Origin of the sequence: Micrococcus terreus (assembly GCF_900116905.1) — a bacterium.
GTDB classification, from domain to species: domain Bacteria; phylum Actinomycetota; class Actinomycetes; order Actinomycetales; family Micrococcaceae; genus Citricoccus; species Citricoccus terreus.
In genome coordinates this window covers 110,016-124,605 of record NZ_FPCG01000001.1, presented here as the reverse complement: position 1 = coordinate 124,605, position 14,590 = coordinate 110,016, and the positions used below count along the sequence as shown (strand labels likewise).

Below are 14,590 nucleotides of genomic sequence, written 5' to 3'. Positions count from 1 at the left end.
TGGATGACGTCTGGGGGGCGGGGAGCGGGATCAGACTTCCTCGACCGAGCTCGGCTCGGCGTGGGACAGGTCGATGCCCAGCTCCTCGGCGGCCCGGAAGACGTCATCGTCCGAGTCACGCATTTCGATGGTCTGGCCCTCCTGGGACAGGACCTCCACGTTCAGGCAGAGGGACTGCATCTCCTTGATGAGCACCTTGAAGGACTCGGGGACGCCCGGCTCGGGGATGTTCTCGCCCTTGACGATCGCCTCGTAGACCTTCACGCGTCCGTGGATGTCATCGGACTTGATGGTCAGCAGCTCCTGCAGGGTGTAGGCGGCGCCGTACGCCTCCAGGGCCCAGACCTCCATCTCGCCGAAGCGCTGTCCGCCGAACTGTGCCTTGCCGCCCAGCGGCTGCTGGGTGATCATCGAGTACGGTCCGGTGGAGCGGGCGTGGATCTTGTCGTCCACCAGGTGGTGCAGCTTCAGCATGTACATGTAGCCGACCGAGACCGGGTCCGGGAACGGCTCGCCGGAGCGGCCGTCGAACAGCTGGGCCTTGCCGTCGGTCCCCATCAGGCGGTCGCCGTCACGGGTGGGGTTGACGTGGCCGAGCAGACCTTCGATCTCGTAGGCCTCAGCACCGTCGAACACCGGGGTGGCGACGTTGACCGGACCGGACTCGCGGGGGAAGTTCGGCAGCTTGGCCAGCCACTCGGGCTCACCCTCGATGGTCCAGCCGCGGGATGCGGCCCAGCCCAGGTGCAGCTCCATGACCTGTCCCAGGTTCATACGACCCGGAACGCCCAGCGGGTTCAGGATGATGTCCACCGGGGTGCCGTCGGCCAGGAACGGCATGTCCTCGACCGGCAGGATCTTGGAGATGACGCCCTTGTTGCCGTGGCGGCCAGCCATCTTGTCGCCGTCGGTGATCTTGCGCTTCTGGGCCACGTAGACGCGCACCAGCTGGTTCACACCCGGGGGCAGGTCGTCGTCCTCGTCGCGGTCGAAGATGCGCACACCGATCACGGTGCCGGACTCGCCGTGCGGCACCTTCAGGGAGGTGTCGCGGACCTCACGGGACTTCTCGCCGAAGATGGCGCGCAGCAGGCGCTCCTCCGGGGTCAGCTCGGTCTCACCCTTGGGGGTGACGCGTCCGACCAGGATGTCCCCGGCCTCGACCTCGGCACCGATGTGGATGATGCCGCGCTCGTCGAGCTGCGCCAGGACCTCGTCCGAGACGTTGGGGATGTCCCGCGTGATCTCCTCGGCGCCCAGCTTGGTGTCGCGGGCGTCGACCTCGTGCTCCTCGATGTGGATCGAGGTCAGGACGTCCTCGGAGACCATGCGCTGGGAGAGGATGATCGCGTCCTCGTAGTTCAGGCCCTCCCAGGGCATGAAGGCCACGAGCAGGTTCTTGCCCAGTGCCAGCTCGCCGTGGTCGGTGGACGGGCCGTCGGCGATGATGCTCAGCTTCTCCACGCGGTCGCCCTCGGAGACACGCACCCGCTGGTTGTACGCGTTGCCCTGGTTGGAGCGCGCGAACTTCATGATCGGGTAGTGCTGAGTGGTGCCGTCGTCGTTCATCACGGTGACCAGGTCGGCGGCGACCTCGGTGACCACGCCGGGCTTGTCCGCGGTGATGGAGTCACCGGCGTCCACGGCCACGTACTTCTCCATGCCGGTGCCCACCAAGGGAGCCTCGGACTGGAGCAGCGGCACGGCCTGACGCTGCATGTTCGCACCCATGAGGGCGCGGTTGGCATCGTCATGCTCGAGGAACGGAATCAGCGCCGTGGCCGCGGAGACCATCTGGCGCGGGGAGACGTCCATGTAGTCGATGTCGTCCACGGAGGACAGCACCGGCTCACCGCCACCGCCACGCTGACGGCAGAGCACGAGCTCCTCCTGGAAGGTGCCGTCATCGTTCAGCGGAGCGTTGGCCTGGGCGATCTGGGCCTCGAGCTCGTCATCGGCGGTCAGGTAGTCGACCTGGTCGGTGACCTTGCCGTCCACGACCTTGCGGTACGGGGTCTCGATGAAGCCGAAGTTGTTGATCCGACCGTAGGAGGCCAGCGAGCCGATCAGGCCGATGTTCGGGCCTTCCGGGGTCTCGATGGGGCACATGCGGCCGTAGTGCGAGGGGTGCACGTCTCGCACTTCCATGCCGGCACGGTCACGGGACAGACCGCCCGGGCCCAGCGCGGAGAGGCGACGCTTGTGGGTCAGGCCCGCCAGCGGGTTGTTCTGATCCATGAACTGCGAGAGCTGGGAGGTTCCGAAGAACTCCTTGATCGAGGCCACCACGGGGCGGATGTTGATCAGGGTCTGCGGGGTGATCGCCTCGACGTCCTGAGTGGTCATCCGCTCACGCACGACGCGCTCCATGCGGGACAGGCCGGTGCGGATCTGGTTCTCGATCAGCTCGCCCACGGCGCGGATGCGACGGTTGCCGAAGTGGTCGATGTCGTCGACCTCGACACGCACGTCCACGGCCTCGCCGTGACGGACGCCCTTGATGGTCTTCTCACCGGCGTGCAGGGCGCAGATGAAGCGCACCATCTGCACCACGTCGTCCTCGGTCAGCACCGAGGAGGCGGGATCGCCCAGGGGTGCGTCCACGCCCAGCTTGCGGTTGAGCTTGTAGCGGCCCACCTTCGCCAGGTCGTAGCGCTTCGGGGTGAAGTACAGGTTGTTCAGCAGGGCCTGCGCGGCATCCACAGCGGCAGGCTCGCCCGGGCGCAGCTTGCGGTAGATGTCCAGCAGCGCCTCGTTCTGGTCAGCCGTGGGATCCTTCTCCAGGGTCGCCCGGATCGAGTCGTACTCGCCGAACTCCTCGAGGATGCGGGACTCGGTCCAGCCCATGGCCTTGAGCAGCACGGTGACCGGCTGCTTGCGCTTGCGGTCCAGACGCACGCCGACCTGATCGCGCTTGTCGACCTCCAGCTCGAACCAGGCACCGCGGGAGGGGATGATCTTCGCAGTGAAGATGTCCTTGTCACTGGTCTTGTCCGGGGTGCTCTCGAAGTAGGCGCCCGGGGAGCGGACCAGCTGGGAGACCACGACACGCTCGGTGCCGTTGACCACGAAGGTGCCCTTCTCCGTCATCAGCGGGAAGTCGCCCATGAACACCGTCTGCTGCTTGATCTCGCCGGTGTTGTTGTTCATGAACTCGGCCTTGACGTACAGCGGAGCCGCGTAGGTGGTGTCGCGCTCCTTGCACTCGTCCACCGGCATCTTGGGGTCGGCGAACTCCGGCTCGGTGAAGGACAGGGACATGGTGCCCTGGAAGTCCTCGATCGGGGAGATCTCCTCGAAGATGTCGGCCAGGCCGGAGGACACGGCCACGGAGTCGTCACCGATCTCCTGGGCATGCGCCACCCGGGCGGCCCAACGCTCATTGCCGATCAGCCGGTCGAAGGACTCGGTCTGAAGGGCCAGCAGGTCCGGGACGTCCAGTGGCTCGTGGATCTTGGCGAAGCTGATCCGGCCGGCACTGGCGCCGGAGCGGGGCGAGACGGCCCCGGGGTTGTTAGCGGTTTCGTGTGAGGTGCTCGAGGCGACCAAAGGGGTTCCTTCCACAGGCCTTGAGTGCTTCCGTTCGCTCCCCCGGCGCTCCGTGGGACCATCAGGGTCCGGGAGTCGCTGCATTCCACGGGGCCCACCGCTATATGAAGGCCAGTCCGTTGCCCGGTCCACGCTGACGTCCACCGGGCATGCCGGAGGAGACCTCAGGGGTGGACTTAGGGGAGACGCAAAGATCCATCATAACCCGGAGGTCTCCATCCGTCCACTGACCCCGGCGTGTCCTGCCCCACTCCCCCGCCGGCCTCGCTACTCTGGCCCGCCAGCGTCCCACCAGCGGGAGCAGGACCCGCTCACCGCATCGGAATCCGGTGCGGCGGAATCGTGGTCACCACCGGTGATCCGCGCAGTGCTGCAGGCTCCACGGACAGTCGGTAGCGCTGCGGGACGGCACGGTGGGCCGCCGACCGGTCTCCCCGGGGCCGGGCCAGCCACGGCCCCACCACGGGCAGATTCCCGACGACGGCCGTCACCGTGCGCTGCAGGCGCGGTCCCAGCGGGGTCTCCACCCTGCGGTGGATGCGCCATGCCGCCAGCAGCACGGCCCCCAGCGTCAAGATCAGCACGGCCTCCTTCGGCAGCAGCGGTGAGAGCAGCATGATCAGCCACCATCCCCACAGCTGGTGGACCAGGTAGACCGGGTAGGTCAGGGATCCGGCCAGTGCCGCGCCGGGCACCTGGACACGGGACAGGCGCGTCAGGGTCAGCAGGGCCACCACCCCGAACAGCCCGGCGACGATCGCCCAGAACAGTGGAAGCGGGTAGTCATAGCCGGTGAGCTCTGCGGTCTCTCTGCGCTGGATGTGCGCGGACCAGGCCGAGCCCAGGACCACGTTCACCGCCAGCACTCCCCACCGGGTCCAGGTGTGACCGAAACGGTGGATCAGGAACAGCACCATGCCCCCCGCGAACAGTGCCGAGTACTCGGGGAACAGCATGACCTGGACCCAGGCCACGTTCTGTCCGGCGCCGGACAGGACGGTGTGCAGCACCGTGCCGGCCACGGGCCACAGCGCTGCGAAGACGAGCACGCGCGCTCGGGTCATGCCCACCAGCATGAACGCCAGGATCCACAGGTAGAACTTCATCTCCACCCACAGCGTCCAGTAGACGCCGTCCAGATGGCCCACCCCGTCCATCCCGCCCTGGAACATCGTCAGGTTGGGCAGGATCTCCGACGGGCTGCGGTTCACCCCCAGCTCGGGCCACAGGACGAACAGCAGCACGACCACCGCCAGCACGGCCACCCAGTAGGCCGGGTAGAGCCTGCCGATGCGGGATCCGATGAATCGGGCCGGCGCCCTGCCGTAGCAGGAGAGCAGGATCACGAACCCGGAGATGATGAAGAACAGCTGCACGCCCAAGGCTCCGACGGAGCTCCACTGGCTGAGCTCGGGCCAGGCCTCGGCCGCCGGGGCGCCATGGCGTCCCCAGTTGCCGTGATGCCACGCCGTCCAGTGGAACAGGACCACGGACACTGCGGCCACCAGCCGCAGCACGTCCAGCAGGGCCAGGCGCGCCCGGCCGCCTGAGGGCGTCCCCACTCCGGCAGGGCCGGACGCAGGGCGCACCTGCGGCGCCGCCTCGATGCGGCGCGGCTGGGTCAGGGTGGCGGTCATGCCCGGCAGATCCTCCTGGTCGGCTTCGTGATCAAACTGTGACCTTAGGACTGCCGGCTGGACGTTGCCTGGACGCAGGGCCGAGGCCGAGACGCAGACGACCCCGCCTCGACCACCGAACGGTGGCTGAGACGGGGTCGTCACAGAGAGCTGAGTGCGGCTCAGGCCGCAGTCATCACTTCAGGGTGACGGTGGCGCCGGCGCCCTCGAGCTGCTCCTTGGCCTTCTCGGCGGTCTCCTTGTTGACACCCTCGAGCACGGGCTTGGGGGCGCCGTCGACGAGCTCCTTGGCCTCCTTCAGTCCGAGGGAGGTCAGGGCGCGCACCTCCTTGATGACGCCGATCTTCTTGTCGCCGGCAGCCTCGAGAACGACGTCGAACTCGTCCTTCTCCTCAGCGGCGGCCTCGGCGCCGGCACCACCGGCGGCCGGAGCGGCAGCGGCGGCGACGGGAGCGGCAGCGGTGACCTCGAACTTCTCCTCGAAGGCCTTGACGAACTCGGACAGCTCGATCAGGGACAGCTCGGAGAAAGCCTCGAGAAGTTCTTCAGTGGACAGCTTGGCCATGATGGCTCCTTCACAGTGTGTGGTGATTCGCTCACCGGCGTGCAGTCTTCACTGCGTCACTGCCGGTGGGCGGCGGATCTTGGTGGCCGTTCCGCATGGTGTCGCGGACAGCCGGGTGCTCCCGGGAGTGACCCCGGAGGCGGGTCACTCGGCGGCGGCCTCTGCGGCTGCCTCGGTGTTCTCTGCAGCCGGAGCCGCAGCGCCACCCTGCTCCTCGACCTTCGCACGCAGGGCGTCCACGGTGCGGACGGCCTGGGACAGCGGGGCCTGGAACATGTAGGCAGCCTTGTACAGGTTGCCCTTCATGGCGCCAGCCAGCTTGGCCAGCAGGACCTCACGGGATTCAAGATCCGCGAGCTTCTTGACGGCCGCGTCGTCCAGGTACTGGCCATCCATGTAGCCACCCTTGACGATCAGGGCCTCGTGATCCTTGGCAAAGTCACGCATCGCCTTGGCCGCGTCCACCGGGTCACCGGAGACGAAGGCGATCGCGGAGGGTCCGGACATCTTGCCTGCGAAGGCGTCGATGCCGGCTTCCTTGGCCGCGATCTCAGAGAGCGTGTTCTTCACCACGGCGTAGTGGGCGTTCTCACCGAGTGCGCGCCGGAGCTGCTTGAGCTCGGCCACGGTGAGACCACGGTATTCCGTCAGGACGGCTGCGGTGGAGGTGCGGAACAGTTCCGTCAGCTCCGCCACTGCGGCTGTCTTCTCGGACGTCGCCATGGCACTCCTTCCATTGCTTGAGGCCGGTGGACCCCTGACACGAAAGACGCCCCGTGCAGGTGCACGGGGCGTGGCAGGTTCCCGACGACGGATCTCACCTCATGCGTGATGCATGTCGGATCCTGTGGTTCAGGAGTGCGTGGCTCAGTTCACCTGCGCAGGCCGTCTCCGTGTGGAGATCTTTACGGTTGGGTCCCGAGTGTGCTCACCGCCAAGTGGGCACAGGACGTCAACGACCGGCGGTCTGTGGTGGACTCATCGTACTCGTCCCGGCCGACGTCTGCCAAATCGGCGGGCCCGTGGTCAGACGGACTTCTCCCAGGCGGCCATCAGCGCGGCGGGGACGAATCCCAGCCGGCTGTTCGCTCGCAGGATCGAGGCGTTCTCCGTGGCGTTCCAGGTGTAGAGGCGCTCAGCCTCCGGCCGGATCTGCAGCAGCTGCGGGATGTTGCGTGCCTTGAGCAGCAGGGAGAGCCGGTGTCCCCGGTGATCCGGATGCACCAGGGTGTTGGCCTGGAACGCGGCCTGCGGCAGATACTCATAGCTCTCGATGTCGGAGTGCCCCACGATCCGGCCCGTGGGCCGGTGCAGCGCAGCGGCGGTGATCACCACGAGTCCTTCGGCCTCGCGGGCGGCCTCCATCCGACGCAGCCGATCCACGTCCCACTGCTCCGGGTCCACGGTCATCTCCCCGGAGGGAGCATCCTGGCTCATCCGGCCCCACAGCTGCGCGAAGGCCTCCGCGTGCTCCTCGGGGCAGGCCCCCGTCCAGCCGATCAGCTCGTACTGGTCCAGGGCGGTGGATCCTGCCGGGTCGGGGCGAGCGGCCACCTGCTGCGCAGCACCGAGAGCTGTGGAGAGGTCCAGGACCGAGACCAGCTCCAGCTGCGCAGCGGCGAATCCGCAGGCCCGAGCGAAGGAGGCATCCGCACGAGTGGGGTCCAGCTCCAGCGCCGGGGCGCCGGTGTCCACGGATTCCGGCCCCCCGCCCTGGGGCATCGGTGCGGCGGCGGGCGAGTCCTCGTCCTGTGCTTCGTGTCCGCGGACGTAGACGGGCCTGGACCCGACCGCCTCCGGATCCAGGAGCTGGTGGTCGGTCCAGGACTGGATCACGGTGCGGCCGGCCTCCCGGGCGGCCTCCTCCACAGCGGCCGCCAAGGCCGTTCCCACACCGTGCCGGCGGAACCCCGGATGCACTCCCACCCAGGCCTGAGCGGTCACGGCGCCCGCGTCCTGCGGCAGTCTCAGCACGCCGTACCCGATGATCCGTCCGTCGGCATCGAAGTCCGAGGAGTCCGCGTTCTGCATCAGGGCGATGACGTACCGCGTGATCAGGTCGGCTCGGGGCTGGGCTCCGGCCAGCTTCTCGGCCGGAGACTCATAGAAGTCGTTGTTCCCCCAGAACAGGGAGGTGATCATATTGCCCAGCTGGGCCACCTGGAGGAAGTCAGCCGTGGCCGGGGGCATGGGGAGCCGATGCTGCTCCAGGCGCTCCGGCAGCTCCAGCCAGGCCAGGCGCACCTCCACAGAGTCACCGTGGGGTGCACCTCCCTGCGCTTCGCGCAGCGTGCGACCGGTCACCTGCAGCGGGGCCTCGCCGCCGACCCAGGACGGGTCGGAGGACGCGGAGAACTCCCACCAGGAGTCCGACTGCCGCTCGCCCGCTGCGACGCCGGACTCGGAGGAGGGGATGCTGCTGCCCTGCTGATCGGTCATGGGGACATTCAACCGCAGTTGGGGCCCGAGCACATCACGGCACACCCGGGCCCGGTTGCGCTCCGATGCAGACAGCACAGCGGCCGGCCGCCTCCCAGAGGAGACGACCGGCCGCTGGATGCGATCAGCTCAGATCGAGTGGAACGATCAGGCCTCAGCCTCGACCTTGGTCACGTTCGGATCCACGGGGATGCCCGGGCCGAAGGTGGTGGAGACGGTGGCCTTGGAGATGTACCGGCCCTTGGACGAGGACGGCTTCAGGCGCAGCACCTCCTCCAGAGCGGCGGCGTAGTTCTCGATCAGCTTCTGTGCGTCGAAGCTGGTCTTGCCGATGATGAAGTGCAGGTTGGCGTGCTTGTCGACGCGGAAGTCGATCTTGCCGCCCTTGATGTCGGTCACGGCCTTGGCCACGTCCGGGGTCACGGTGCCGGTCTTGGGGTTCGGCATCAGATTGCGCGGGCCCAGGACCTTGCCCAGACGTCCGACCTTGCCCATGAGCTCCGGGGAGGCCACGGCGGCGTCGAAGTCCACCCAGCCGTCAGCGATCTTGGCGATCAGGTCGTCGGAGCCGACGAAGTCAGCACCGGCGGCCTCAGCGGCTGCGGCCTTGTCACCGGTGGCGAAGACGACCACGCGAGCGGTCTTGCCGGTGCCGTTGGGCAGGTTGACGGTGCCGCGCACCATCTGGTCGGCCTTGCGGGGGTCGACGCCCAGGCGGAAGGCGACCTCCACGGTGGCGTCGGTCTTGGAGGGGTTGGTCTCCTTGGCCAGGGCGATCGCCTCGGCCGGACCGTACAGGCGGTCCTCAATGGCGGCCTGAGCGGCCTTGTATGCTTTGCTGCGCTGTGCCATCTGCGTGTTCTCCTTGTGCAGTCGTGGTCTGCGGGCCGCGCGCGGCCCTGCCACTGTGACGTACGGGGAGGCTGGAAGCCGCCGGCCGTCGTCGGGAACTTAGGGGGTGCCTCAGATGAGGCGGATGGTGAGGGTCAGCCCTCGACCGTGATGCCCATGGAGCGGGCGGTGCCGGCGATGATCTTGGCCGCGGCCTTGACGTCGTTGGCGTTGAGGTCCTCCATCTTGGTGGAGGCGATCTCCTCGCACTGGGCCTGGGTCAGCTTGCCGACCTTGTCCGTGTGCGGGGTGGCGGAGCCCTTCTTCACACCGGCGGCCTTCTTGATCAGCTCTGCAGCCGGAGGCGTCTTGGTGATGAAGGTGAAGGAGCGATCCTCGTAGACGGTGATCTCCACCGGCACGACGTTGCCGCGCTGGGATTCCGTGGCGGCGTTGTACGCCTTGCAGAACTCCATGATGTTCACGCCGTGCTGACCGAGCGCGGGGCCGATCGGAGGTGCCGGGTTGGCGGCGCCTGCCTGGATCTGCAGCTTGATCAGACCGGAGACCTTCTTCTTGGGGGCCATGTTGGGTCCTTTTCACTAGCGGTCCCCGGGACACGGAGCGTGCCTCCGGGGGTGTGGCCGCCGTGGCGCGGCGGCCGGTCCGTCCGGCACCGGGGCAAAGCTCCCCGGCACGGACGAAGACTGGGTTCAGCAGGTCAGGATCAGCGGATCTTGGTGACCTGGTTGAAGGAGAGCGTGACCGGGGTCTCGCGCTCGAAGATGGTGACCAGCACGACCATCTGCTGGGACTCGGGCTTGATCTCGGAGATCGTGGCCGGGAGAGTCTCGAACGGACCGTCGTTGACGGTGACCGACTCGCCGACCTCGAAGTCCACGGCGATCTGCTGGGGTGCGTCCTGGGCGCTGGCCGGAACCGGGCGGCCCTCCGACTGGGCCGTCTTGGTGGCCTCCTGGATGACGGAGGGGGCCAGCATGGAGTAGACCTCGTCCAGCGAGAGCGGGAACGGATCGTGGGCGTTGCCGACGAAGCCGGTGACACCCGGGGTGTGCCGCACAACGCCCCAGGAGGCGTCGGTCAGGTCCATGCGGACCAGCACGTAGCCGGGGATGCGCACCCGGTTGACCACCTTGCGGGTGGTGTTGCGGATCTCGACGACCTCCTCCATGGGGACGTCGATCTCGTAGATGAAGTCCTCCATGTCCTGGGTCTGGATACGCGTCTCCAGGTTGGTCTTCACCCGCTTCTCGTAGCCGGCGTAGGTGTGGATGACGTACCAGTCGCCGGGCTGGCGGCGCAGTCGGGCCTTGAGCTCCTCGGCCGGGTCGACCTCGGGCTCCTCGGCGGACTCTGACGCTGCGGCCTCTGCAGACTGCTCGGTCTCGGCGTCCTGGGCCTCTGCGGTCTCGGTCGCAGGGGACTCTGCGGACTCGACGTCGTCGGTCTCAGCGGTGTCGGCCTCGGTGGACTCGACCGACTCGGCGTCGGCAGTCTCGGCAGTCTCGGCGGACTCTGCGGGCACAGCGGAGTCCTCGGCCACCTCGGTGTCGGCGACCTGCTGCTCCAGGTCGGCGCCCTCGGTCTCCGGGACGTTCTGCTGTTCGAGTTCCTGCTCGGACACGGGTTCCTGCTTTCTACACGCGGTCGACGATGTTCCGGCAGGGCATCCCGGCGGACCGTCCTGCTGGCCGGGTCGGTCAGGACCCGTTACTGGGGGGTGCCCTCACCGAAGGTGAAGGTGGCCATCTGGCCGAAGACCCAGTCCAGACCGGTGACCAACAGCATCATCAGGATCACGAACGCGAGCACCACACCGGTCAGCTTAACCAGCTCCTCACGCGTGGGGGTGACGACCTTCTTGAGTTCGTCCACCACCTGACGGAGGAACAGGCCGATCCGGCCGAAGAATCCACGGCTGCGGGGCTCGCCGGGGGTGTCCCCCCGATGGTCCGCGGTGGCTTCGGTCACATGAACCTCACTAGGTGGGTGCCGGATTGAGCGTCCTACTGACGCCCAACTGTTCCTGCCGGTGGATCCGGACCTCTCCGGGTCCACCCTGCGCAGGGCAGACAGGACTCGAACCTGCAACCTGCGGTTTTGGAGACCGCTGCGCTACCAATTGCGCCACTACCCTTCGACCGCCTCCACACCTTCGTCCCCGTCAATGGGTCCGGAGGGGGCACAGCCGATGATGGTGCTTCACAACACCAGGGATCAAGACTACTCCATCTGGCGCAGTGCGTCGAACCGGTCTCGTGCGGTCTGGGCCCGGGCGCGAGGACTACGCTGGAGAGCACTGAGCTTCTCGGCCGTCGCTCGGCGGCCCTGATCCGGAAGGACCGTCATGTCCCAGACTCCCCAGCGTCGCATCTCCCAGCGCATCGGCTCGATCGCCGAGTCCGCCACCCTGGCGGTGGACGCGAAGGCCAAGGCCCTGAAGGCCGCCGGCCGGCCGGTGATCGGCTTCGGGGCCGGCGAACCCGACTTCCCCACCCCGGACTACATCGTGGAGGCCGCTGTCGCCGCCGCACACGACCCCAAGAACCACCGCTACTCCCCCGCCGCGGGACTGCCGGAGCTGCGCGAGGCGATCGCCGCCAAGACCCTGCGGGACGGGGGCCTGGAGGTCGAGGCATCACAGGTGCTGGTCACCAACGGCGGCAAGCAGGCCGTCTACAACACCTTCGCCACGCTGCTGGACCCCGGTGACGAGGTGATCGTCCCCACCCCCTTCTGGACCACCTACCCGGAGGCGATCCGGTTGGCCGGCGGCGTGCCGGTGGAGATCTTCGCCGGGCCGGAGTCCGGCTACAAGGTCTCCGTGGAGCAGCTGGAGAGCGTGCGCACCGAGCGCACCAAGGTCCTGCTGTTCGTCTCCCCCTCCAACCCCACCGGCGCGGTGTACTCCCCGGAGGAGACCGAGGCGGTGGGCCGCTGGGCGGCCGAGCACGGGCTGTGGGTGGTGACCGACGAGATCTACGAGCACCTCACCTATGACGGCATGCCGTTCACCTCGATCGCCCGCGCGGTGCCGGAGCTCTCAGACCAGGTCGTCATCCTCAACGGGGTGGCCAAGACCTACGCCATGACCGGCTGGCGCGTGGGCTGGATGATCGGGCCCAAGGACGTCATCCAGGCCGCCACGAACCTGCAGTCCCACGCCACCTCCAACGTCTCCAACGTCTCCCAGCGCGCCGCTCTGGCGGCCGTGTCCGGACCGCTGGATGCCGTGGAGCAGATGAAGACCGCCTTCGATCGGCGCCGCCGTGCCATGGTGGAGGGCCTGAACGCGGTCCCCGGGTTCAGCTGCCCGACGCCGGAGGGCGCCTTCTACGCGTATGTGGACGTCCGCGAGGCGCTGGGTCGGGAGATCGCAGGGCAGACCCCCCAGACCTCAGCCGAGCTGGCAGGGCTGATCCTGGAGAAGGCCGAGGTCGCCGTCGTGCCTGGAGAGGCCTTCGGCCCGTCCGGCTACCTCCGCCTGTCCTATGCCCTGGGCGACGACGACCTCGCCGAAGGCGTGCAGCGCATCCAGCGCCTGCTCGCGCAGTAGGCCGCAGACCCGCGCGGCGAGCGCAGGCTCAGAGCAGTCCGCGTTCGCCCGCCCAGCGGCTGAGCTCGTGCCGGTTGGAGAGCTGGAGCTTGCGCAGCACGTGGGAGACGTGGGTCTCCACGGTGCGCACCGAGATGAACAGCTGCTTGGCGGCCTCCTTGTAGGTGTACCCGCGCGCGATCAGCCGCATCACCTCGAGCTCACGTTCGGAGAGCAGGTCCAGCTCGTCGTCCTGCACGGCCACCGCGGCGGTGCCGAACGCGTCCAGCACGAAGCCGGCCAGTCGAGGCGAGAACACCGCGTCCCCCGCCGCCACACGCTGCACAGCGTCGCTGACCTCCGCTCCGGAGGCGGTCTTGGTCAGGTACCCGCGAGCGCCGGCCCGGATCACCCCGACCACGTCCTCGGCGGCGTCTGACACCGAGATGGCCAGGAAGCGCACCTCCGGCGCGAGGTCGTGGCAGGCCGCGGCCACCTCGGCGCCTCCTCCCCCACGGCCGCCGGGCAGGTGGACGTCCAGCAGCACCACGGCGGGGCGGTGCTGCCGGATGGCGGCGATCGCGGAGTCCACGTCGGCGGCCTCCCCGAGCACCTGGATGCGGTCCGCGTCCAGGTCTGCCTTCAGACCGGTGCGGAAGATGGCGTGGTCGTCCACCACGACGACGGTGACGGGCGGGGTCTGGTTCATCAGGTCCTGTCCTGTTCAGTGGGGTGGGACTGCTGGGCCGGGCGCGGCTGGTGGAGTCGGACCTCGGTGCCGTCCGGCCCGGTGCGCAGCTGGGCGGTGCCACCGGAGCGCTGCATCCGCCCGATGATCGACTCTCTCACCCCCAGCCGGTCGGCGGGCACGGCGTCCAGGTCGAACCCGGTGCCGCGGTCACGCACGAACACCTCGGCGCCGTCCGGTCCGGCCTCGGCGTAGACACGCACGGGCCCCGCGTGACGGACCCCATTGCGCATGGCCTCCTGGGCGGCCTGCAGCAGCGGGTCCAGCCAGGCGCCCTGGGCGGTGCCCACGGTGACCACCTCGATCGAGTGGCCGTGGCGCTCCTCCAGGGTCTCGGCGAGCTCTTCGAGGCGATCTCCCAGGGTCCCGGTGGGTCGGCTCGGGTCCTGGTAGAGGTACTGCCGCAGCTCCCGCTCCTGGGCGCGGGCGTAGCGGGCCACGCGGGCGGGGTCCTCGGCGTTCTTCTGGATCAGGGCCAGGCTCTGCAGCACGGAGTCGTGCAGATGGGCCGCCATCTCCGCACGCTCGGTCTGGGCGGCCAGGGCGGTGCGCTCCGCCATGTGGTCTCGCCAGGCCTTCAGTGCCCAGGGTGCGGCCACCAGCAGCAGCCCCACGAGCACCGCCACGGCCACGAACAGTCCCAGCCAGAGCTCCTCCATCCCCACGAATCCGGAGGCCAGCGCCAGGACACCGCCGAGCACCAGCAGCAGCCCCAGGACCACCTGGAGCACGGAGACCACCCTTCCCCGCCGTGAGGCCCCCCGCAGCGAGTCCAGCTGGAGCCAGGCCACGGCCATGCCCAACAGCACCACGCCGCCCGGGCCCACGATCCCCCAGGACACCGGGATGCCGGCCGTCTGCAGGCCCAGCACCACGGCGATCGCCAGGACCACCACACCCACGATCACCTGCCAGCCATTCCACAGGGCCCGACGACGCAGCGCATCCTCGGCGCCCACGCTCACCTCCCCGGTGAGGCCGGGTGAGGACGGACCACCAGGCTCAGAGGGCGGCAGCGGCACGGCGGCACCGCGGACCCGTTCCGCGGTCACCACGGCGTCCTCATGCTCGGAGGGCAGGAAGATCCACAGCCAGGCGTAGAAGACCAGCCCGGCCCCGCCCATCAGGCTCAGCACCACCAGGCCCACGCGCACCCAGGTCACGGGCAGGCTCAGGTGCCCAGCCAGTCCGGCGCAGACTCCGGCCACAGCACGGCCGTGCACAGCGCGGGTCAGCGGGGCGGTCATGGGTCCATCCTGCCCCAG

At 68.6% G+C, this 14,590-nt stretch carries 12 protein-coding genes and 1 tRNA gene; 1 reads left to right on the top strand and 12 read right to left on the bottom strand.

Annotated features, from left to right (window positions below; genetic code table 11):
• Positions 1-30: 30 nt before the first annotated feature.
• The 10 genes from rpoB to BM355_RS00545 all read right to left on the bottom strand — a co-directional run bounded on the left by rpoB (position 31) and on the right by BM355_RS00545 (position 11,179).
• Positions 31-3,549, bottom strand: coding sequence for a DNA-directed RNA polymerase subunit beta (gene rpoB / locus BM355_RS00590; protein ID WP_091692827.1), 3,519 nt, complete (start codon positions 3,547-3,549; stop codon positions 31-33).
• A 311-nt stretch (positions 3,550-3,860) separates the two neighbouring features.
• Positions 3,861-5,186: an acyltransferase family protein gene (locus BM355_RS00585; protein WP_091692824.1), complete on the bottom strand. Its 1,326-nt coding sequence runs from the start codon at positions 5,184-5,186 to the stop codon at positions 3,861-3,863.
• Between the two features lie 175 nt (positions 5,187-5,361).
• Positions 5,362-5,751 (bottom strand): 50S ribosomal protein L7/L12, encoded by a 390-nt coding sequence (gene rplL, locus BM355_RS00580; RefSeq protein WP_091692823.1) that lies wholly within the window; start codon positions 5,749-5,751, stop codon positions 5,362-5,364.
• A gap of 144 nt (positions 5,752-5,895) precedes the next feature.
• Positions 5,896-6,474, bottom strand: a complete 579-nt coding sequence (gene rplJ, locus BM355_RS00575; protein ID WP_091692821.1) for a 50S ribosomal protein L10 — start codon at positions 6,472-6,474, stop codon at positions 5,896-5,898.
• A 303-nt stretch (positions 6,475-6,777) separates the two neighbouring features.
• Positions 6,778-8,190, bottom strand: coding sequence for a GNAT family N-acetyltransferase (locus BM355_RS00570; protein ID WP_091692818.1), 1,413 nt, complete (start codon positions 8,188-8,190; stop codon positions 6,778-6,780).
• Between the two features lie 147 nt (positions 8,191-8,337).
• Positions 8,338-9,042, bottom strand: coding sequence for a 50S ribosomal protein L1 (gene rplA, locus BM355_RS00565; protein WP_091692816.1), 705 nt, complete (start codon positions 9,040-9,042; stop codon positions 8,338-8,340).
• A 134-nt stretch (positions 9,043-9,176) separates the two neighbouring features.
• Positions 9,177-9,608: a 50S ribosomal protein L11 gene (gene rplK / locus BM355_RS00560; RefSeq protein ID WP_091692813.1), complete on the bottom strand. Its 432-nt coding sequence runs from the start codon at positions 9,606-9,608 to the stop codon at positions 9,177-9,179.
• A gap of 140 nt (positions 9,609-9,748) precedes the next feature.
• Positions 9,749-10,666, bottom strand: coding sequence for a transcription termination/antitermination protein NusG (nusG, locus tag BM355_RS00555; RefSeq protein ID WP_177227779.1), 918 nt, complete (start codon positions 10,664-10,666; stop codon positions 9,749-9,751).
• A gap of 86 nt (positions 10,667-10,752) precedes the next feature.
• Positions 10,753-11,013, bottom strand: a complete 261-nt coding sequence (gene secE, locus BM355_RS00550; protein ID WP_091692811.1) for a preprotein translocase subunit SecE — start codon at positions 11,011-11,013, stop codon at positions 10,753-10,755.
• 93 nt (positions 11,014-11,106) lie between these two features.
• Positions 11,107-11,179 (bottom strand) — tRNA-Trp (locus BM355_RS00545).
• Positions 11,180-11,389: 210 nt separating this feature from the next.
• Between BM355_RS00545 and BM355_RS00540 the strand changes: the two genes are divergently transcribed.
• Positions 11,390-12,598, top strand: coding sequence for a pyridoxal phosphate-dependent aminotransferase (locus tag BM355_RS00540; RefSeq protein ID WP_091692808.1), 1,209 nt, complete (start codon positions 11,390-11,392; stop codon positions 12,596-12,598).
• A gap of 28 nt (positions 12,599-12,626) precedes the next feature.
• Here the strand turns inward: BM355_RS00540 and BM355_RS00535 are convergent, their stop codons facing one another.
• Both BM355_RS00535 and BM355_RS00530 read right to left on the bottom strand, forming a co-directional pair.
• Positions 12,627-13,286 carry a LuxR C-terminal-related transcriptional regulator gene (locus BM355_RS00535; RefSeq protein ID WP_091692806.1) on the bottom strand — a complete coding sequence of 220 codons (660 nt, stop codon included), beginning with the start codon at positions 13,284-13,286 and terminating at the stop codon, positions 12,627-12,629.
• Positions 13,286-14,572: an ATP-binding protein gene (locus BM355_RS00530; protein WP_091692804.1), complete on the bottom strand. Its 1,287-nt coding sequence runs from the start codon at positions 14,570-14,572 to the stop codon at positions 13,286-13,288. Before BM355_RS00530 ends, BM355_RS00535 begins: the two co-directional genes overlap by 1 nt.
• Positions 14,573-14,590: the final 18 nt, after the last annotated feature.

What these genes read in the sequence shown, in the direction of transcription:
- BM355_RS00585 (WP_091692824.1), bottom strand. Translation starts at nt 5,186, where the DNA reads ATGACCGCCACCCTGACCCAGCCGCGCCGCATCGAGGCGGCGCCGCAG.
- BM355_RS00530 (WP_091692804.1), bottom strand. Translation starts at nt 14,572, where the DNA reads ATGACCGCCCCGCTGACCCGCGCTGTGCACGGCCGTGCTGTGGCCGGA.
- BM355_RS00535 (WP_091692806.1), bottom strand. Translation starts at nt 13,286, where the DNA reads ATGAACCAGACCCCGCCCGTCACCGTCGTCGTGGTGGACGACCACGCC.
- rplK (WP_091692813.1), bottom strand. Translation starts at nt 9,608, where the DNA reads ATGGCCCCCAAGAAGAAGGTCTCCGGTCTGATCAAGCTGCAGATCCAG.
- BM355_RS00540 (WP_091692808.1), top strand. Translation starts at nt 11,390, where the DNA reads ATGTCCCAGACTCCCCAGCGTCGCATCTCCCAGCGCATCGGCTCGATC.
- rplJ (WP_091692821.1), bottom strand. Translation starts at nt 6,474, where the DNA reads ATGGCGACGTCCGAGAAGACAGCCGCAGTGGCGGAGCTGACGGAACTG.
- rplL (WP_091692823.1), bottom strand. Translation starts at nt 5,751, where the DNA reads ATGGCCAAGCTGTCCACTGAAGAACTTCTCGAGGCTTTCTCCGAGCTG.
- BM355_RS00570 (WP_091692818.1), bottom strand. Translation starts at nt 8,190, where the DNA reads ATGACCGATCAGCAGGGCAGCAGCATCCCCTCCTCCGAGTCCGGCGTC.
- rplA (WP_091692816.1), bottom strand. Translation starts at nt 9,042, where the DNA reads ATGGCACAGCGCAGCAAAGCATACAAGGCCGCTCAGGCCGCCATTGAG.